This is a genomic window from Bacteroides clarus YIT 12056 (genome assembly GCF_900129655.1).
Taxonomy (GTDB): Bacteria; Bacteroidota; Bacteroidia; order Bacteroidales; family Bacteroidaceae; genus Bacteroides; species Bacteroides clarus.
This window is the reverse complement of record NZ_FQWK01000004.1, coordinates 280,171-301,124: the sequence shown is the minus strand read 5'-3', so window position 1 is coordinate 301,124 and position 20,954 is coordinate 280,171. Positions and strand designations below refer to the sequence as shown.

Annotated in this window: 17 protein-coding genes; 6 read left to right on the top strand and 11 right to left on the bottom strand. The window is 45.2% G+C overall.

Going from position 1 to position 20,954, the window contains the following annotated elements:
- Positions 1 to 62 precede the first annotated feature (62 nt).
- Positions 63 to 1,769: a phosphoethanolamine transferase family protein gene (locus BUB52_RS08645; protein WP_009120960.1), complete on the bottom strand. Its 1,707-nt coding sequence runs from the start codon at positions 1,767 to 1,769 to the stop codon at positions 63 to 65.
- Positions 1,756 to 2,949 carry a BamA/TamA family outer membrane protein gene (locus BUB52_RS08640; protein WP_009120961.1) on the bottom strand — a complete coding sequence of 398 codons (1,194 nt, stop codon included), beginning with the start codon at positions 2,947 to 2,949 and terminating at the stop codon, positions 1,756 to 1,758. The genes BUB52_RS08645 and BUB52_RS08640 overlap by 14 nt, the downstream gene beginning before the upstream one ends.
- Positions 2,950 to 3,144: 195 nt before the next feature.
- Here BUB52_RS08640 and BUB52_RS08635 point away from each other — a divergent pair, with 195 nt between their 5' ends.
- From BUB52_RS08635 to BUB52_RS08625, 3 genes are all read left to right on the top strand, one after another.
- Positions 3,145 to 4,431, top strand: coding sequence for an NAD(P)/FAD-dependent oxidoreductase (locus BUB52_RS08635; protein WP_009120962.1), 1,287 nt, complete (start codon positions 3,145 to 3,147; stop codon positions 4,429 to 4,431).
- A gap of 57 nt (positions 4,432 to 4,488) precedes the next feature.
- Positions 4,489 to 4,917, top strand: a complete 429-nt coding sequence (locus tag BUB52_RS08630) for a DoxX family protein (RefSeq protein WP_039950414.1) — start codon at positions 4,489 to 4,491, stop codon at positions 4,915 to 4,917.
- A 147-nt stretch (positions 4,918 to 5,064) separates the two neighbouring features.
- Positions 5,065 to 5,622 carry a DUF3332 domain-containing protein gene (locus tag BUB52_RS08625; protein WP_009120964.1) on the top strand — a complete coding sequence of 186 codons (558 nt, stop codon included), beginning with the start codon at positions 5,065 to 5,067 and terminating at the stop codon, positions 5,620 to 5,622.
- 104 nt (positions 5,623 to 5,726) lie between these two features.
- On the opposite strand, the gene tamL is transcribed toward BUB52_RS08625, so the two are convergent.
- A complete protein-coding gene (gene tamL, locus BUB52_RS08620; RefSeq protein ID WP_009120965.1) occupies positions 5,727 to 8,039 on the bottom strand; it encodes a translocation and assembly module lipoprotein TamL in 2,313 nt (770 codons plus the stop codon).
- Between the two features lie 80 nt (positions 8,040 to 8,119).
- On the opposite strand from tamL, the gene BUB52_RS08615 reads away from it, so the two are divergent.
- The gene (locus tag BUB52_RS08615) at positions 8,120 to 8,881 is read left to right on the top strand and encodes an RNA methyltransferase (RefSeq protein ID WP_009120966.1); all 762 of its coding nucleotides are present in this window, start codon (positions 8,120 to 8,122) and stop codon (positions 8,879 to 8,881) included.
- Here BUB52_RS08615 and BUB52_RS15875 read toward each other — a convergent pair.
- The 6 genes from BUB52_RS15875 to BUB52_RS08585 form a co-directional block, all read right to left on the bottom strand.
- Positions 8,832 to 9,236, bottom strand: a complete 405-nt coding sequence (locus tag BUB52_RS15875; RefSeq protein ID WP_073212641.1) for a hypothetical protein — start codon at positions 9,234 to 9,236, stop codon at positions 8,832 to 8,834. The two genes, BUB52_RS08615 and BUB52_RS15875, sit on opposite strands and share 50 nt — an antisense overlap.
- Positions 9,236 to 10,171, bottom strand: coding sequence for a DUF4296 domain-containing protein (locus BUB52_RS08605; RefSeq protein WP_009120967.1), 936 nt, complete (start codon positions 10,169 to 10,171; stop codon positions 9,236 to 9,238). The genes BUB52_RS15875 and BUB52_RS08605 overlap by 1 nt, the downstream gene beginning before the upstream one ends.
- Positions 10,168 to 10,797 (bottom strand): lipoprotein signal peptidase, encoded by a 630-nt coding sequence (locus BUB52_RS08600; protein ID WP_009120968.1) that lies wholly within the window; start codon positions 10,795 to 10,797, stop codon positions 10,168 to 10,170. Before BUB52_RS08600 ends, BUB52_RS08605 begins: the two co-directional genes overlap by 4 nt.
- A gap of 2 nt (positions 10,798 to 10,799) precedes the next feature.
- Positions 10,800 to 11,180 (bottom strand): TraR/DksA family transcriptional regulator, encoded by a 381-nt coding sequence (locus BUB52_RS08595; protein ID WP_004290962.1) that lies wholly within the window; start codon positions 11,178 to 11,180, stop codon positions 10,800 to 10,802.
- A 33-nt stretch (positions 11,181 to 11,213) separates the two neighbouring features.
- Positions 11,214 to 14,702: an isoleucine--tRNA ligase gene (gene ileS / locus BUB52_RS08590; protein WP_009120969.1), complete on the bottom strand. Its 3,489-nt coding sequence runs from the start codon at positions 14,700 to 14,702 to the stop codon at positions 11,214 to 11,216.
- 216 nt (positions 14,703 to 14,918) lie between these two features.
- The gene (locus BUB52_RS08585) at positions 14,919 to 16,454 is read right to left on the bottom strand and encodes a carbon-nitrogen hydrolase family protein (protein WP_039950416.1); all 1,536 of its coding nucleotides are present in this window, start codon (positions 16,452 to 16,454) and stop codon (positions 14,919 to 14,921) included.
- Positions 16,455 to 16,605: 151 nt separating this feature from the next.
- Here BUB52_RS08585 and BUB52_RS08580 point away from each other — a divergent pair, with 151 nt between their 5' ends.
- A complete protein-coding gene (locus BUB52_RS08580) occupies positions 16,606 to 17,787 on the top strand; it encodes an alkaline phosphatase family protein (protein WP_254302455.1) in 1,182 nt (393 codons plus the stop codon).
- 47 nt (positions 17,788 to 17,834) lie between these two features.
- Entirely contained in the window at positions 17,835 to 17,957 is a 123-nt protein-coding gene (locus BUB52_RS15945) for a hypothetical protein (RefSeq protein ID WP_259319598.1), read from the top strand.
- 72 nt (positions 17,958 to 18,029) lie between these two features.
- Here the strand turns inward: BUB52_RS15945 and xylE are convergent, their stop codons facing one another.
- Entirely contained in the window at positions 18,030 to 19,505 is a 1,476-nt protein-coding gene (gene xylE / locus BUB52_RS08575; protein ID WP_009120972.1) for a D-xylose transporter XylE, read from the bottom strand.
- Between the two features lie 122 nt (positions 19,506 to 19,627).
- A complete protein-coding gene (gene xylA / locus BUB52_RS08570; protein ID WP_009120973.1) occupies positions 19,628 to 20,944 on the bottom strand; it encodes a xylose isomerase in 1,317 nt (438 codons plus the stop codon).
- Positions 20,945 to 20,954: the final 10 nt, after the last annotated feature.

Genomic DNA, 20,954 nt, shown 5'->3' with positions numbered 1-20,954 from the left:
AGAATAAGGTTTGAAATTCGTTCTGCCCCTCTTTGTTGTTTTAGTGTTCGGAATATTTGGTTTTACCGATATATTATTCCTTGCTTCTGCAGCATTTCAAAATCTTCTTTACGCATTCCTATATCATCCAAAGACCGGGCTTCATTGTGGTCGTTGAGATATACGCCGGGCTTTTCGGAATACAAAGCGCTTGTAACGGATAATGAATCATTCCGGTAAGGCGTCTCCACTCCTCCCAGTTCCAGCATAGTCTGAAAGAAAGACGCGCTGGATGAAATGTTTTTCTGTTTGTTTGCTTCAGCGTTTCGCAGAAGAACCGGATAATTCCGTCGGTATCCGTCAGACATCCATACAAGGAAAGGTACGTGTATCTGATAATAGGACGGTACCGGTGATGCGTGCAGGAAAAGACGACGGTTATCATCGAAAATATCTTCTCCATGGTCTGAAGTATAGAGCATTGCCGCATCTACATTCTGCTCTTGCAACATCTCAATGAGACGTGCCAGAAAATCATCCGTATAGCGGATGGAGTTATCATAGGCATTTACCAGATTATCCTTATATCTCACTTCTGCATCTACCGGAAAATCCGGCAGGAAGTAAGCATTGTCCGACGGATAACGTTCCCGGTAATTGAAATGAGAGCCATAGGTGTGGAGAACAATAAATTGTTTGGAAGCATTGTTGGCCAATTCGGCAGCTACCAGCTTCAATAGTTCATCGTCAGAAGGATTATAGTTGGCGTCTCCCGCATCTTCTTTAATAAAATCGTACGTATCGGCTTCTTTTCCAAAAAAGTCGATAAATGAATGGTTATAGCGCTGGTTGGAGAAAAAAGCCGTTCGATATCCCGCTTCCTTGAATGCTGTAATAACTCCTTTTTGTTGATAAATGGAATTGAAGTCATGAGCCGAAATCGGAGACATCAGCATCGGTACGCTTTTGTGCGTGGTATTAGACTCGGTCAACACGTGGCAAAAGGCTGTCAACCCCTCTATTTTGGAAAGTTTCGGGTTCGTTTCACGATTATAACCATAAAGCGACCAGTTGGCGGCACGGGATGTTTCTCCAATTACCATGACGTAGACTTCCCTATCCTCTCCCGAATGAACGGCTTTTGCCTGATAAGTGAAATCTTTCGAGGTCTCTGCATAGTTCTGTGTCTGTGCGGTACGTTGAAAGGCCAGTGCAATGTTATAGCACACATTGGCCGGATATAAATCCGATTTCAATTCATAGCGGGAATCGAACAGATAGGCGGTTCCCAATGACAGGACTCCGATGATTATCGCTATCCGGGCACGTCTGCGCTCTCTGTGGATGAACGGTTCCGGCAGTTTCCGTTTCCTGATGACAGATACCGCAGCCAGAATCAACGCCGGAATGTACAGCAATACTACGATGACAATGGCGGGAATCAGATTATCCAGTAATTCCAATGCTTCACTGGAATTGGTCGTTACCAAATTGAGAAACATATCTACCGCAATGATGGACTGTCCGAAAAGGTATAACAATACGATTTGGAATGCTCCGAAAAACAAAAAAGGGAACAATATCCAGAAAGTCTTGCCGCAATTCCTCGACCGGCTCATCACTATATAATAGACGGAGAATGGCAATAGCACATTACACGTTTTTGCCACCGGCGGCATAGGTTCCGTAAAGCATAGTACAATATTGGGTACTATCAGAATTATCAGGAACAAATAAAACAAATTCTCTTGGTTTTCAAACCATTTTTTGATTTCTCTAAAAAGCTTCATTGATATTAAATATAAATCCGGTCTGGTGTTTGCCAAACCCTAAATCCAAACGTACATTCACTCTCTTCTTAAATTCCCAGCGATAGCCGAAACCATAATTGGGAAGAATATGTTTCACATCGAACTCGGAGACCTTCGGGAAAACAGTACCTGCTCCTACCCATACGGCCACTCCGTTCCGTTTCCACACATGCTGGCGAAGTTCTATTTGGGCATCCATCGCGCATTTGTCGCGATAACGTCCTTCATAATAGCCGCGCATGGAATACGAACTGCCTAAAGTTGCCATCAGTCCCCAGGGAGGATTTCCATAATTCAGCAACGTATGAAACTGTCCGGCCAGAACACCGCCTTTCCATACGGTATGATAGTACCTTGTATCCAGTTCTGTGCTGCTGAACGCATATTTATTTCCTAAAAAGGCAGGGCTGAAACGCTGGTCTATTCTCAGGTAGTATCCTTTGTATGCGTTCGTCAGAAAGTCGCGCGAATCATAAAGCAACGACAAGCCTAAACTGAGATTGGTAGTACGTGCGCTCATGCCTTCCCATAATTCCGGTTTTTCAAAATCATGTCCGTATATATAATCGAATACAGCCATAGGACCTATGTAGAAGTTCGGAGCCAGCCGAAACATGAAGTCGGCTTTCATTTGTGCCTGAAAACGGTCATAGTCGCTTTCATTATCGCTGTTGGCTCCGTTGTCATACCCTGTTCCCCAATACAAACTGGGAAAAGAATAGAAATACAGGTTGTAATTCAAACGGTATCTGTCATGAGGAAACAGATGCGTTCCGCGTATTCCCAACAGATAAAAACCTACCGTAGAAACATCTCCGTACAGTGAAACATTGGAAGGCGGAAGAATCGTATCGTTCCGGTCGGAGCGGTAAAGTCCCGCAGCTACCAGTCCCAGTCCTAATTTGGTGTCGCTGGAGTAGTGCGGTCCGCCGATAATGCTGAAATCGAATTTCTTGTTTTTCTTTTCTTTATTGGCGTCATTGAAGTAATTCAGGAACTTTTTAAAGAAGTTCCGCTTTGCAGGAACAGAGTCAAGGGTGATGGCAGAATCCTTGTCGGCCGAAGTATTTGCTTCTGCCAAACGTGTTTGTGCATGAACAGCAGTTACAGTCACCAACAAGATTAAAGATAATAGACATCCTTTTAGTTTTGTGCTCATTCTCTATTGCTAAGAAAACTTCGGGGCAAAGTTAGTTGTAAATAATCCATGTTACAACAATGTTACGAGCCTTTTTGTTTCCATTTCTTCCTATTTAGTGTCTATAATTTCCTTAGAGTATTTTAACCCGGGTCTTGACAGAACATTCCTTAATTCCTTGTGTTTCTTTATAATGAACAAAGAACAACTTGAAATATGAAAACAGCAATGGATATCCCCGATAAAGAGGGACGTAAACGACTGGTCATTGTAGGTGGCGGTTTTGGCGGACTGAAACTGGCAAGAAAACTAAAGAGTGATAAGTATCAGGTCGTCTTACTGGATAAGAACAACCACCATATTTTCCAACCTCTACTCTATCAAGTGGCTACGGCAGGTATCGAGCCAAGCGCCATTTCCTTTCCTTACCGCAAAATCTTTAAGAAAAGAGACCATTTCCACATACGTATTTGTGAAGCTCAACGCGTAATTCCGGAGAACGACTTATTGGAAACTTCTATCGGTACGCTGGCTTATGACTATCTGGTGATCGCCACCGGATGCGATACAAACTATTTTGGCAACAACGATATGGCCAAGCAGACCATGGCTCTAAAGAATACATCGGAAGCCCTGTTCAACCGTAATCAAATTCTGGACAGTTTTGAACAAGCTCAAAATACCGGAAATCAGGAAGAGCGTAAGCGTCTGATGACATTCGCCATAGTGGGTGGTGGAGCTACGGGGATAGAGTTGGCAGGCGCTTTGGCGGAAATGCGAAAATTTGTATTGCCGCAAGACTATCCGGACTTGAATATCAACGAAATGCGTATCATTCTGATAGACGGCGCTTCCCGCCTCTTGTCCGCCTTTTCAGAAAAATCCTCTCAAGAGGTGACGGACTACCTGCGAAGCCGGGATGTAGAGATAAAGCTGAACGCGCGCGTGATGAATTATGAAGACAATAAGCTTGTACTGAGCGAGGGCCCCGTAATCGACACGAAAAATGTATTTTGGGTGGCCGGTGTAAAGGCAAACAGCCTGCAAGGCTTACCGGCTGAAGCCTACGGACCGGGAAACCGCCTGAAAGTAGACAATTATAACCGTTTGTATGAGTATCCCGATATTTTTGCCATTGGCGATACAGCTTTGATGACTTCCGATGTTTTTCCCAAAGGGCATCCGCAAGTTGTCCAACCTGCCATTCAGCAAGCAAGGAATTTAATAATAAACCTGCAACGTATCGAGCAAGGTCTGCCTTTGCAACCTTTTGTTTATCACAGCAAAGGTTCTATGGCCACCATCGGCCGTAATCATGCGGTTGTTGAATTAAAAAAACTGCGTTTTGGCGGTTTTCCGGCATGGGCTGTATGGTTGTTTATTCATTTAATGAGTATTGTGGGCGTAAAAAACCGCTTGTTTATATTTGTAGACTGGATGTGGAGCTACTTTACTTACGATCCGTCATTACGGATAATCATCAAACCATTGAAGCGGGAGTAAACATTTATTCATTCTTATTTGTTAAGAGTATATATCAACTTAAAAAAACGAATGATTATGTTAAAGCGATTTTTATTCCCCTCTAAACCGGACGGTACCTTTATATCTGTTATATTATTAACGGTCAGAGTTGTGTTCGGCATTCTGATGATGAACCACGGCATTGATAAATGGGCAAACTATCAGGAACTATCCACGGTATTCCCTGACCCTCTCGGTATCGGCAGTCCCCTTTCTCTCGGCTTGGCTATTTTTGGTGAGCTGGCGTGTTCAATGGCGTTTATTACCGGTTTCTTATACAGACTGGCCATGATTCCCATGATATTTACAATGTGTGTGGCATTCTTCGTCGTTCATGGCAGCGACCCGTTTGCGGTAAAAGAACTTGCGTTCGTTTATTTGGTAGTATTTGTACTGATGTATATCATAGGCCCGGGTAAATTTGCGGTAGACCGCTGGATTTCCAAATCCCTTTCTCGCAAATAGAGAGAAAGGCTCCTCTTTTATTTTACAAAATGTTGTTTTTCGCGGCTTTTTTGTGTTTTTTTATAAAAATGGTTATATTTGCACTAACCTATAAATAGATAATGAGATACTATCTCAATAAATACAGTAAAATAAAAGAAAGTGATTATGAAAAAGTTCAATTTGAAATTGGCCGCAACTGTAATGGTATGCGGTGCTTTTCTTTTCAGTTCATGTATCGGTTCTTTTGCCTTGCACGGCAAGTTGTTAAGTTGGAACCAGGGTGTCAGCAATAAGTTTGTCAATGAACTTGTTTTTCTTGCGTTCAACATCATTCCGGTGTATGGCGTATGCTACTTGGCAGATGCTTTGGTGATCAACTCTATCGAATTCTGGAGTGGAAATAATCCTTTGGCAAGTATCGGTGATGTAAAGAAAGTAAAAGGCGAAAACGGAAACTACCTGGTAGAAACTCTTGAAAACGGTTATTCCATCACAAAAGAAGGTGATGAAACCGCATCTATGGAGTTAATCTACGATAAGGATTTAAATACCTGGAATGTTGTAGCAGACGGCGTAAGTACCGAACTTTTGCAGATGAACAATGACGGTACGGCACAGATGACTTTACCTAACGGTGAAGATATGACTGTTACTTTGGACGCTCAAGGTGTATCTGCCGCTCGCCAGGCAACTATGATCAATACGTATTATGCCGCACGTTGAGAACTGAAAAATAAGAATTAAGATAAAACAGAAGGCTGCGCGGTTCTTTAAAGAATATTGCGCAGCCTTTTGTTTTATATTTTTTTCAGGCGGATATTCTCATGTTAGAACGGATATCCCACTGCAAAATGGAATGCGAAGTCACGACTGAATTTGGGATGTATAATAGGAAAATGTTCTTTTCTGTTGTTGTACACCGGGTTGACAGCTTTCATACCACCGTCAAAACGCAGAACAAAGAAATCCAGGTCCAATCGTAATCCCAAACCGTAAGCTACGGCTATCTGCTTATAGAATTTATTGAATTCGAACTTACCGCCCGGCTGGTCTTTGTAATCGCGCAATGTCCAGATATTACCCGCGTCCACAAAGACTGCTCCTCTGAACTTCCAGAACAGGCGCGTGCGATATTCTATGTTTGCATCCAGTTTAATATCTCCCGACTGATTCATGAAGTTTCCGTCACCGGGAAACACACCCGGACCCAAATCACGTACCGACCAGCCGCGTACGCTGTTTGCACCGCCGGAGAAATAACGCTTTTCAAAAGGTACAATCGTTGCATTGCCGTAAGGTACGGCAATACCGGCTCCCACATGGAACGCAATGGAGTTACGGTTGTCTATAACGACATTCTTGGCAAAGTCAAAATCTCCCTTGACATATTGTGCGAATGGGATACTCAGTAATGAATATTCCCCGTCTTCATTCTTCTTCATGTTTGTCATTTTGGCAAAAGCATACAAAAGATTGCCTGCCGACTCAAAATTAAAGCGAATAGAGTATGAATTGCCGATGATTGCATTATTCATCAGGGCTTGTCCTGCGCTATTGTATGTATAACTATACCCTGTGCGAACAATCAGACGGTCGTCGTAGTTGTATTTTAAAATATAATTCTGCTCGTTATTCAAATATTTGTCGCGAAACTCCTGCGAAATGGAAGGCATGTACAGATAGTTGATGTCCAGTAAGTCAATGCGGTGCTGTGCTCTCTGGCGTTGCAACCCCCATTTGTAGCTCCAACTGGCAGAGGCGATGATGCGTGAAAACTCCGGACGTATCTGATAATTGTACTGTACGCCGAATTCCGTAGTGGCGCGTATTTTCCTCCGGAAGTCGTTGGAGAGGAACGGAAAGAGGAAACGCGGGAAATTTATGGTTGCTTCCGCTCCTAACTCCGTATAATCCTCGTGATTATAACCGCCCTGCAAACCAGATACCGCTTCGTATGCGCCACGCAGCTTTATCATAAAGGTTTCGGAACCCTTGAACATATTCCGGTTCTGGAATGATACGGATGCGGCAGCACCCAAGTCTCCCGCAGAATTGGTTCCTTCCAACTCAAACGATACGGACTGGTATTTCCCTTTCGTCAGCATCACATAAGCATTCAACTTGGCGGTATCGCCTACCTGCGTTTCAAAGAAACGGATATTGGTATATTTCAATGCCTGCAAGCGTCCGAAATTGGAGTAGGTACGTTGCACATCCGGTTCGTTGTACAAGCTGCCCGGTACAATACGCAGATTATTGGTCAGTACCTTCGGGCGCAGATAGAGTTTATCCTTATAATATATGGGAAAGCCCTTGTAATGTATGGAGTCGTTGATTTCTATACTGCTCAAAGCAGATGATTCCAACACATTGTAGTCCGTTATAAAATTTACCTTGTTGATGTAGTACTGCCGATGATTTTGCGGGGTATCGTCATTGTGCTGCCGAAAAGGCGCCAAATGCATGGTTACGTCCACTTGGTAGGTATTCCGTACCGTATCTGCCGTATATGAGATGTATTCCTTGTTGAACTTATAATATCCGTTACGAAGAAGATTGTCCGTAATGCGCTGACGCTCTGCATCCAAACGGTTCACATCAAAGTACATGCCTTCGGTCAGATAGGTGTCTGCCGAATCCTGTCGCATGTATTCCTTGATTTTCTCATCTTTGATGTCGTATTTAAGCGAACGGATTTTATAGGGCTTTCCGCTGGAAACCTTATAAGTCAACTTTAATTTCTTCTTCTTGACATGTGTAACCGGTTCTACGGTGGCACTCATATAGCCCATGTTTTGTATGGCCTTTGTCATTTCCTCACCGGACCGTTCGGTTTCCTCCGCCTTGTAGATAACCGGCGCGTCTCCCATTCGTCGCAAGGTACGATTTATCCAGCGCGTGGAATCCCTGCCCGACCAGTTGTAAACATACAGCTGTGTCTTTATCAGGCTGAACCATTTGGCATTCGGATTTTGGCGGACATACATCGAGAGGCTTGAAGGCTTGATTTCCTTGTTGTCCGTTTGTATGCGCACTTCGTCCAATAAATACGAACCTTCCGGCACATATTTCGTGGCAGAACATGAAGCTAATAAAAGTATGGCGGTAGCAAGTAGTGCGTAGCGAAAGCCTTTCTTCATACTAAGTTATTAATTGGCGCATAAATTACTGCAAATATAGAAATAATCGTGTACTTTTGCCAAATAAAACCAAACAACTTATGGCACTGAGTAAGAATCGTATCAAATATATCCGTTCATTGGAGTTGAAGAAGAATCGTAAGGCTGATAAAGTATTTCTGGCGGAGGGGCCGAAGCTGGTAGGCGATTTGTTGGGGCACTTCCGTTGCCGCTTTCTGATTGCAACGGCAGAATGGCTTTCCGCACACAAACATCTATCGGTAGAAGACATAACCGAAGTCTCCGAAGAGGAACTCTCACGCGCCAGTCTGTTGAAAACTCCGCAACAGGTACTCGCCGTGTTTGAACAACCGGAAGAAGCAATGGATGCTTCCGTTATAAGCCGTTCCCTCTGTCTGGCATTGGACGATGTACAGGATCCCGGTAATCTGGGCACTATCATCCGCCTTGCCGACTGGTTTGGTATCGAGCATATCTTCTGTTCGCCCAATACGGTGGATGTCTATAACCCCAAGACCGTACAGGCCACTATGGGCGGCATTGCACGGGTAAAACTGCATTATACTTCCCTACCCGAACTGATAGGTTCATTAAAAGACATACCGGTATACGGTACTTTTTTGGATGGGGCAAACATGTATACTCAACCGCTTTCGGCTCATGGATTGATTGTTATGGGAAATGAAGGCAACGGTATAGGAAACGAGGTGGAGCAGCTTATCAATCGTAAACTTTATATTCCCAACTATCCGTCGGAACGTGAAACTTCCGAATCTTTGAATGTTGCCATTGCTACCGCAGTAGTTTGTGCCGAGTTCCGTCGACAGGCAGCATTGTTGTAATGTCAAAATTAGAGAAATAGACGGGTCGCAGTCTGCAACTCCCGTTAATAGAGGGCGGCGGAGCCATTAATAAATTCCGGGGGAATTTTACTATATTTTTTTTAGAATTATAGTAAAATTCTGCGGACGTTTTACTATAATTTTGTTGAGCGTTTGGTATGGGGGAATTTATGTCAGGTTCTTTCAACTCTTCTTGCGTCAGCAGTACGATAGCCCCCGGCAACCATTCCACATTTTCCATCTCCTCGGTTAATGGAAATAAACGTACAACCACACCTTCTTCCGTTTCTACCGCATATTGCTTTAGATAGCCATATGCGGGCAAGAACAAAAAATGGGAAGCGAAGCGTTTCATTACTTTTCGGTAGTTTGGCGTAATCTCGGACGAGGACGCATTTCAGGACGGCGGATACTGTCTTTCTTTTCATCCTGTTTCTTCAATTCTACGGGTTTGCCCGGAACCATATCTTTCTTTATCTCCTTATCATCGATTTTCAGACTTTCTTTATCAACGTTAAACAAGGTGTCCGTTGCATGATAACGCATCAGGCTGATACGGTCTGCTAATATACTCTGCGCAGATTTCTGTGCAGGATAATAGATAAAACCTCGTATTTCTTTTATTTCTCCCAATGTATCGGCAAATAAAGAAATGGTTTCCGTACCCGATCGCTTTACTTTAAGCATCTCGTTCAGCGTATCTTTGGCATAAAGAATCTGCATGGCCATTAATGGAGCATGCAGGCTGTCGGGCGTTCCGCTCAAGAAACGAAAACGAACCGTCCACCGCAGTGTATCCCTGTCCTTGAAGTTGGTATCCGAAGGAAGCGTAAAGGCCAGCTTGTTGTCCAACGGCGTTCCGGTAAGATGATAGATATGCCGGCCTATCCATACGTCGATACTGTCGCCCGGAAGAGATTCTTTGGGCTTGTTGTCACGCAAGGCTATTAAATGGTTGATACCGTCTCTCTCGGCCTTTAACCGTTGGTTCACTTTCTCGTAGACTTTTGTGAGAGCATCCGGATGGCGGGCATACCACACCATTGAGGTGTCGAAATCGGCTTGAGTGATGCCGTGTTTCCTGTAAACCGATTCAATGTACAGCACACGCTTGTAACTGTCGCTATAAGGAACTTCCTCTCCCATTGCCTTTGCAATGTGGAAGTCATAAAGCACGTTTTCCATTTTGGCGTCCGGTATAACCGTATCAGGTCTTTTAACCTGACACGCTGTCAGACCGAACGCCAAAAGGATTACGCTATACCATTGAATCCGTTTTTTCCTTTTCATGATTTCTTTATAACATGATAGGAATCATTCAAATATTTACTGTAAAACAGCAACAGTGCTATGATACCGCAACTGATCGCAGCATCGGCAAAGTTGAAAATCGGGCTGAAGAAGATGAAATGGTTTCCACCTATGAACGGCATCCATTCAGGCCAGTTTGTTTCGATAATGGGGAAATAGAACATATCGACCACTTTGCCGTAGAACAGCGGAGCATATCCGCCGCCTTCGGGCATGAAAGTTGCCAGTTGCGAATAGGTGCTTTCATTAAACAGCACTCCGTAGAATACGCTGTCGATGATATTGCCCAATGCTCCCGTCAGAATGAGTGAAACACAGACAATAAATCCCGTCTTCATACCATGCTTTATGAACTTATACAGGAACCAGCCTATCACTCCTACCGCAACGATTCGAAATGAAGTAAGGAACAATTTCCCGAATATCTCCAAGCCGAAAGCCATACCGTTGTTTTCGGTAAAATAGATATAGAACCAATCGGTGATGCGTATACTCTCATGCCAATACATTTGCGTCTTAACAATCACCTTGATTACTTGGTCGATAATCAATACCGAGAAAATAACGAGTAAGGCTATCCGCCCTTTCGTGAAAAATTTCTTCATCCTTATTTCTTGCCGTTGTTTTTAGCTTCAATGCTTAATGTTGCATGAGGCACCGCACGCAGACGTTCGGCGGGAATCAGTTTACCTGTTTCGCGGCAGATACCATACGTTTTGTTCTCGATACGTACCAAAGCCGCCTGTAAACCCTGGATGAACTTCAGCTGGCGTTGCGCCAAACGTGTCGTTTCTTCCTTAGACAAGGTATTAGCCCCTTCTTCCAGTACTTTGTACGTTGGAGATGTATCGTCGGTATCGTTACCGTCTGCACCTGTCAGGCTGGCTTTCAGCAATTCATAATCGCGTTGTGCCAACTCTAACTTTTCCATAATAATGGCGCGGAATTCTTCCAATTCAGCATCCGAGTATCTTGTCTTTTCTGCCATAACTTTACGTGTTTAATCGTTAGTATTAATAATTTATTCTTTTACAACGCTTACATACAGTTTGAAATCGTCGAACTCAAGTTCTGTACCGCTTTCTACATCGTCTGCCAGCGTCAGTGAGGTTCCTAAAACCTGGTTACAAATATAGTCTTTATATTCATTTACCGCATCATCTGTTTGCGGATTTTTTGATAATGTAATCTTTATTTTATCCGTTATCTCAAAGCCGCTTGACTTGCGGATATTCTGGATACGGTTCACCAATTCGCGGGCGATACCCTCGCGACGAAGCTCCTCGGTTATGGTAACTTCCAGAGCGACAGTCAGCTTGCCTTCATTGGCAACCAGCCAGCCCGGAATATCTTCACTGAAGATTTCCACGTCGGATGTTTCGATTACGGCTTCCGCGCCGTCCAGGTTCAGTGTATAAGAACCGTTCTTTTCCAGTTCGGCGATGGCTTCCTGCGGCATTTCGGCTACGGCGGCGGCAACAGCTTTCATTTGCTTGCCGAATTTCGGGCCCAGCTTCTTGAAGTCGCACTTCACTTTCTTCACGAGTACCCCGGCCGCACCGTCCACAAACCGGATTTCCTTTACATTCACCTCGTTCATGATAAGCGCTTTTACGGCTTCGATGTGGGCACGTTGCTCTTCGTCCACAACCGGAATCATGATGCATTGCAGCGGCTGGCGCACTTTGATGTTCACCTTGCGGCGCAAAGCCAATACCATAGAAGTAACGTCCTGTGCCATTTGCATGCGTGCTTCCAGCTCCTTGTCTATCGCTTCTTCCTCGCATTCGGGGAATTTGGCCAAGTGAACGGACACGACATTGTCACGTCTGGTTGCCGCTATCAGGTCCGAATAGAGCATATCGGCATAGAACGGAGCGATAGGCGCCATTAGTTTGGCTACGGTTTCCAGACAGGTATAGAGCGTTTGGAAAGCAGACAGCTTATCTTGTGTCATGCCACCACCCCAGAAACGTTTACGGTTCAGGCGGACATACCAGTTAGAAAGGTTGTCGTTCACAAAGTCCGAAATCAATCGTCCGGCTTTGGTCGGCTCGTATTCGTTGTAGCAGTTGTCTACGTCTTTCACCAGCGTGTTCAGTACGGAGATAATCCAACGGTCTATTTCCGGACGTTCCGCCATCGGTACATCGGCTTCCTTGTATTCAAATCCGTCCACATTTGCGTAGAGGGCGAAGAAAGAATACGTATTATATAAGGTACCGAAGAACTTACGGCGTACTTCTTCCACTCCGTCTACGTCGAACTTCAGGTTGTCCCACGGAGAAGAATTGGTAATCATATACCAGCGTAGGGGGTCGGAACCGTATTTCTCGATAGTAGAGAACGGGTCTACGGCATTGCCCAAACGCTTGGACATCTTATTACCGTTCTTGTCGAGCACCAGACCGTTTGAGATTACAGCCTTATAAGATATGCTGTCGAATACCATTGTGGCGATAGCGTGCAGGGTGAAGAACCAACCGCGTGTCTGGTCTACGCCTTCTGCGATGAAATCGGCGGGATATACCTGATGGCTATCCAGCAATTCCTTGTTTTCAAACGGATAGTGTATCTGCGCATACGGCATGGAACCGGAGTCGAACCATACGTCAATCAAGTCTGATTCGCGCTTCATAGGCTTGCCGTCTTTGGATACGAGGATGATATCATCCACGTAAGGACGGTGAAGGTCTATCTTGTCATAGTTCTCCTGCGTGTACACACCCGGGCGGAAGTCTTTCTCCTTGTAAGGATTGGACGCCATCAGTCCGGCTGCAACGGATTTCTCTATCTCGTTGTAGAGTTCTTCCACGGATTCGATACACTTCTCCTCATCACCGTCTTCCGTACGCCAGATAGGCAACGGAGTACCCCAGTAACGTGAACGGCTCAGATTCCAGTCGTTCAGGTTCTCCAGCCATTTGCCGAAACGTCCCGTACCGGTACTTTCCGGTTTCCAGTTGATAGTCTTGTTCAGCTCTATCATACGTTCCTTGCAGGCGGTACTGCGGATAAACCAGCTATCCAACGGATAATACAATACGGGTTTGTCCGTACGCCAGCAATGCGGATAGTTGTGCACGTGCTTCTCTATCTTGAATGCCTGGTTGGCTGCCTTCATCATCATACATATATATATGTCGAGAGTTTCGGCAGCTTGCGCGGCTTTCTCATCATATTTGCCGTCAACGGTAAATTGAGGGTCGTAGGCATTCTTCACCCAACGGCCCTGATATTCTTTGTAAGCATCTGTATCGACGCATTCTTTCACGAACTTCTCATCCAGTTCGTCTAATAAATAGAACTTACCGGTAAGGTCTACCATAGGACGGGTTTCACCGCGCTTGTTAATCATGAACAAGGAAGGGATACCTGCCGCACGGGCTACGAAAGCATCATCCGCACCGAATGTGGGAGCGATGTGTACGATACCCGTACCGTCTTCCGTGGTCACATAGTCACCGAGGATTACACGGAAGCCTTTGTCGCTGACGCTCCAATTACCGTCATTATCCACGTCCACCGGTTTCACCCACGGAATGAGTTGTTCATATTCCATTCCTACCAAATCCGGGCCTTTATATTCGCCTACAATCTTGAACGGAATCAGTTTATCACCGGGTTTATAATCCTCTAATGCAAGTCCTTCCGCTTTTTTGTTGAAGTGAGTATAGAGCAATGCTTTGGCAAGCACCACAGTCATCTTTTCACCCGTATAGCCGTTATAGGTCTGTACGGCTACGTAGTCGATTTTCGGACCTACGCAGAGAGCGGTATTTGAGGGCAATGTCCAAGGAGTTGTAGTCCATGCCAAGAAATAAGGAGTACCCCACTCCGCCATTTCAGGCTTCGGGTTCTTCATCTTGAACTGTCCTACCACGGTTGTATCTTTTACATCGCGATAGCAACCGGGCTGGTTTAACTCGTGAGAGCTCAAACCGGTTCCTGCAGCCGGAGAGTACGGTTGTATGGTATACCCTTTATAAAGAAGTCCTTTTTTATGAAGTTGCTTCAACAGCCACCACAAGGTTTCGATGTAACGATTGTCATAGGTGATATAAGGGTTCTGCATATCCACCCAATAACCCATTTTGTGGGTAAGGTCTTCCCACTCTTTGGTGAACTTCATCACGTCCTTGCGGCATGCGGCGTTATATTCGGCAACGGAGATAGTCTTACCGATATCCTCTTTGGTAATGCCGAGCGCTTTTTCCACACCCAGTTCCACAGGAAGCCCGTGTGTGTCCCACCCGGCCTTACGCTTCACCTGGAAACCTTTCATGGTTTTGTAGCGGCAGAAAATATCCTTAATGGAGCGAGCCATTACATGGTGAATACCCGGCATACCGTTGGCCGAGGGAGGTCCTTCGAAAAACACGAAAGAAGGACAACCTTCACGTTCTGTCATACTCTTGGCGAAAACCTGGTTTTCGTCCCATTTCTTCAACACTTCCTTATTTACTTCCGAAAGGTCAAACTTTGAATATTCGGCAAACTTCTTACCCATCTTGATATTTACGATTTGACTATTTACGATTTACTACTCTTAGAGATAGCCCGAGGAGTCTTTTCAGCGCACCTGGAGCTATCCTCTTTGTTTTAAGGGTGCAAATTTACAAAAAAGTTAGAGAAAAGAGATTTTTGAATAGATAATTTTAAAATGATGCATTGTTGCATACGTGTATCGCGACAAAAGCTCGCCGCCGGTTACGCGGATTTATCCTTACTTCTTCATCCTCACTTCATATAAATCATTTCTGCGGTCTTTCAGGTTACGAACGCTGCCATAAGTGTGTAGCTCGTTCAATAAATCCAAATCCACGTCGGACACAAGAATCATTTCCGTGTTCGGAGTGGCTTCGGCACGCTTTCCGTCTGTGGGGAAAGCGAAGTCGCAAGGAGTAAACACACCCGACTGGGCATATTGTATATCCATATTGTGTACACGGGGAAGATTACCCACACTGCCCGCAATGACAACGAAACACTCGTTTTCAATGGCACGGGCGTGAGCGCATACCTTCACACGCGAGTAGGCGTTCTGCGTATCGGTAAGGAACGGAACAAACAATATTTGCATTCCCTGGTCTGCCATGATACGTGATAGTTCCGGGAACTCCACATCATAACATATCAGCACACCGATTTTGGCGCAATCCGTGTCGAATGTCTGCAAGGATTTACCGCCGCTCAATCCCCAGCTTTTAATCTCATCGGGAGTGACATGTATCTTTTCGTACATTTCGTATGTTCCGTCGCGACGGCACAGAAAACCTACGTTGTACAAACGTCCGTCCTCTTCTTTGATAAGCGGCATACTGCCTGTAATGATATTGATGTTGTAACTGATGGCCAGTTTTACAAACCGTTCTCTGATTTCATTGGTATAAGCGGCCAGTCCGCGGATGGCTTCCGACTCTCCCTCGTCATTGAATTTCGCCATTAACGGCGCATTGAAATACTCCGGGAAAAGTACAAAGTCGCTCTTGTAGTCGGATACGGCATCCACGAAAAACTCCACCTGTTCGAATAAATCGTCCAATGTTTTGTAAGTACGCATCTGCCATTGCACCAGACCGACGCGCACGGTGGTTTTCGGACTAATATACTCCTGCGTAGGCGGCTGGTAATAAATATTATCCCATTGCAAGAGGCAGGCGTAGTGCTTGGATTCCTCATCGTTAGGGAGATAGTTGCGCATCACTTTACGCACGTGGAAGTCGTTGCTCAACTGGAAAGTCAGTACGGGGTCGTAAATCTCTTTTTGTTTTACTTTATCGATATACTCCTTAGGGCGTATTTGGTCGGCGTATTTATGGTAATTGGGAATGCGTCCGCCGAACATGATGGCTTTCAGGTTCAGCGTTTCGCAGATTTCCTTGCGGTATTCGTACATACGGCGTGCCAGACGCAATCCGCGGTATTGAGGATGGATAAAAACTTCGATACCGTATAGAATGTTACCTTTGGGATTATGCGTATTGAAAGTTTCCTTACCCGTAACCTGAGCATAGGTATGGTCATTCTTCACATCGTCATAGTTTACGATGATGGAAAGCGCGCATCCCACTATCTTCTCATCGACAACCGTCACAATCTGCCCTTCCGGAAAGATACGGATCAGCTTCTCTATCTGTTTATGCGTCCAAAAAACATCACTTCCGTCTGAATAAACACGCGTGAAGGATTGTGCCAATTGGTCATAATCTTCTATTTGCAGATTACGTATCTGCACTTTATTGATTTTCATTTCGTCCATACTCATTGTGTTACATCTGAATTAAAAACAGTGCAAAGTTACAGTTTTACCGATACATTAATCTTTATGGATATGATTTTTTCCTACCTTTACCGCCAAAATGATATTTATCCCCGCACATACTAAATATAAATAAGATATGCGTAAACTTATGATGTTGGCATTCAGCGCTTTATTTTTGCTTTCACTGAATGCGGCAAATCCGAAAAAGCACTACACCGTTATTGTTTCACTGGACGGTTTTCGTTGGGACTATCCCGCCATGTACCGAACTCCCAATTTAGACCGTATGGCGGCAGATGGGGTAAAAGCCGTAATGCTTCCCTCCTATCCCGCTTCTACATTTCCCAATCACTATACCCTGGCTACCGGGTTGGTTCCCGACCATCACGGCATAATCAACAATACCTTTTGGGATGCAAAAAACAAACGGCAGTATTCGATGGGCGATTCCGTCACCCGTAACAATCCGGAATATTACTTAGGGGAGCCGATATGGATTACAGCCCAGAAACAAGGTATTAAAACCGGCAACATGTATTGGGTAGGTGCTGACATTGCCATCAAAAACAATCATCCCACTTATTACAGGCCTTGGAACGCCAAACCTTTTCTGAGTTTTGAACAACGAATAGATACTGTGCTGACCTGGCTGCAAAAGCCCGAGGAAGAACGTCCCGGACTTGTCATGTTGTATTTTGAAGAACCTGACGGCAGCGGACATCATAACGGTCTGCGCAGTTCGCAGACAGGCGCAGTGGTTCAGCGTATGGACAGCCTGATGGGAGTATTGAGAAAAAAGATAGAAGCCCTTCCTTTTGCCGGAGATGTCAATCTTATTGTCACTTCAGACCACGGCATGACCGATATCAGCGCTGAGCGTGTAGTCAATATAAATGATTATTTAAAACCGGAATGGTGTGAAGTGGTAGACGGCCGTACGCCTACTTCCATATTTTCTAAACCCGAATATCGTGATTCTATCTATAATACACTGAAAAAAGCGGCCCATATCAACGTATGGAAAAAAGAGGAGATTCCCGCAGAACTGCATTACGGCAGCAGTGACCGCATAGGAGATATTGTCGTTGCTCCGGAACTTGGATGGCAGTTCACGGATGTGGCGCGTGACACCAAAGGCGCGCATGGATATTTCCCTCAAAGTCCCGATATGCAGGTGATGTTTCGTGCCATCGGACCGGATTTTAAAACAGGATATACTGCCAAAGGTTTTGTGAATGTAGACATCTATCCCCTTTTATCCTATCTTTTGCAGATTGTTCCGGAAAAAACCGACGGACAGTTTGAACGAATCAGGGATATATTACGATAGGCAACGGCATGCTTATAATCAAATAACTGCATGTACCAACTTATTTCATGCCTTGGTACCGACCGTACCATGTTGAGGTACGCGGTGTACCACCGGGTGGCAGTCTCCGTACCATGCCTTGGTACGAGCAGTACCACCTGATGGTAGGCATCAAAAGTCGAGAGGTTTAAACGCAAAAGGCTGTGCAATTCATTTCGAATCGCACAGCCTTTCATATTCTGTTGAATGAAGTCCTTACGAACTTATTTCTTTTTCTTCCAAAGCTTGGTCATATCTTCCAAAGTCTTGCCTTTCGTTTCGGGTACGAGCTTCCATACGAAGATGGCCGCCACTACGCAGATAATGCCATAAAGAGCATAGGCGAACATGTGGCCGAACTTATCTCCCATTTCCCCGAGGCGCATGTTGTACATCGGTAGGAAAGTAGACGAAACAATGAAGTTGAAAATCCATTGGAATGCCACCGCAATAGCTACTGCAGCACCACGGATGGTATTCGGGAAGATTTCGGCAATCAATACCCAGCAGATGGGTCCCCAACTGAACATAAACGAAGCGCTGTAAATCATAATGCTGATAACGGAGATTATCGCCGGAAGTCCTGTGACGATGTTGCAAAGCGCCACACCGAAAGCTCCTACGGCCATACCGATGGAACCGGAAATAAGCAACGGCTTGCGTCCCCATTTCTCAACAGTGAATACGGCCAGCAAGGTAAACAGGATATTCACGACACCCATGAGCACTGTCTGCACCATAGGATTAGCCATCCCCATTGTATCGAATATACGCGGGGCAAAATACAGTACGGCATTGATACCGACAGCCTGTTGGAATACGCTCAACATGATGCCGATGAAGATAACCATCCAACCGTACGTAAATAGTTTTTCCGTCTTTTCTTCGGTAGTGGCTTTTATCTCGGCCAGAATTACTTTGGCTTGTGACGAACCGTTGATTCGGCTCAATACATTCAGAGCCTTTTCATCTCTGCCGCACATGGCAAGGTAACGCGGCGTTTCAGGAACCAGCAATACCAGCAATGCGAATAATCCCGCCGGAACAGCCTCGCTGACAAACATCAAACGCCAACCGGTTTCTGTGGTCCATGCAGCAGCTTCGGGGTTCATTATCTGATTTACTCCGTTCACCAAATCGATTACAGGATTGGCATGACTGCCCAAAATCAGGAAGTTCACGAAATACACCACCAACTGACCGAAGATAATGGCAAACTGGTTCCATGACACCAATGTTCCGCGAATGTTACTCGGAGCAATTTCGGCAATGTACATCGGACAAATGGCAGAAGCCAGTCCTACGCCTACACCACCCAAAACCCGGTAAAAGTTGAACGCTACCAAAAGAGAATAGGAAGGAACGCCGTGTTCGAAGAACAGGAATTCCGGGTAATATGAACCCAGCGCCGATAAAAAGAACAGGATACCGGCCAAAAAGAGAGAGTTCTTGCGCCCTAATCTGGAAGCAAAAAAACCGGAGACGGCACTACCGATGATACAACCTATCAGTGCGCTGGATGATGTAATGCCGTGTATTGCATCTGTGTATTCAAAATCGGCCCCCATAAAAAAAGCTTGCAGTCCCTTTTCAGCGCCGGAGATAACCGCGGTATCATAACCGAAAAGCAGACCGCCAATGACGGCCACAAGTACGATAGAGAAGAGGTAGAGCTTGCTACCTTTTTCTGTATAATTCATGATAATAGTGATTAGGAGTTAGTGATTAGGGATTAGTGATGAGCGATTAATGATAAGTGATGGGTGATAAACAATTATCACTAATCACTAACCGCTAATCACTCGTCACTAACCCCTATTTATCAGCAATACATATTTACGATTGCTTCGTACAATTCTTGCTTGCCGCTGGTTTGCTTCGGCTCGCCGTTAGCTTTCGCATAAGCCACGACATCTTCCAAAGTCAGCTTGCCATCTTCAAATTCCTTACCCTTACCGCCGTCGAAAGAAGCGTAACGGTCAGCGAGCATTTTCTTATAAGGAGATTCTTCGAGCAACTTGGCAGCGCTTTCCAAGGCACGTGCCATAGCGTCCATACCGGCAATGTGAGCGATGAAGATATCTTCGAGGTCGGTAGAGTTACGACGGGTTTTAGCGTCGAAGTTAGTACCGCCGTTACCCAAACCGTCATTGCGGATGATTTGCATCATGGCTTGCGTCAGTTCGTAGTTGTCGATAGGGAATTGGTCTGTATCCCAACCGTTCTGGTAATCACCACGGTTGGCGTCGATAGAACCCAACATACCGTTATCTACGGCAACGGCAAGTTCGTGTTCGAATGTATGGCCTGCCAGTGTAGCGTGGTTTACTTCGATATTCACTTTGAAATCTTTATCCAAACCGTGAGCTTTCAGGAAGCCGATAACAGTTTCCGTATCCACATCATATTGATGCTTGGTCGGTTCCATCGGTTTCGGCTCAATCAGGAACGTGCCTTTGAAGCCACGTGCACGGGCATAGTCGCGTGCGATAGTCAACATTTGTGCAAGGTGTTCCTTTTCACGTTTCTGGTCGGTGTTCAGCAAAGACATATAACCTTCGCGTCCGCCCCAGAATACATAGTTTGAACCGCCTAATTCGATTGTAGCGTCGATGGCGTTCTTAATTTGAACGGCGGCGCGGGCTACAACGTCGAAATCGGGATTGGTAGCGGCACCGTTCATATAACGTGCGTGGCTGAATACGTTGGCAGTACCCCACAGCAGTTTGATGCCGGTTTCTGCCTGTTTTTGCTTTGCGTAAGCAACGATAGCTTTCAAGTTTGCTTCATATTCTTCAATGGTAGCGGCTTCTTCGCAAAGGTCTACGTCGTGGAAGCAATAGTATTCGATGCCCATCTTTTGCATGAATTCAAAACCTGCGTCCATTTTATTCTTGGCAGCCTGTACTTTGTCGGCATCACCATTCCAGGGGAACTGTTTTGTGCCGCCGCCAAACTGGTCGCCGCCTTCTGCGCAGAGTGTGTGCCACCATGCCATGGCAAACTTCAACCAGTCTTTCATTTTCTTACCCATGATGACTTTTTCTGCATCGTAATAGCGGAATGCCATCGGATTCATACTTTCTTTACCTTCGAATTTAATTTTTCCTATACCGGGAAAATACTCTTTTGTTGCCATAATTCTAATT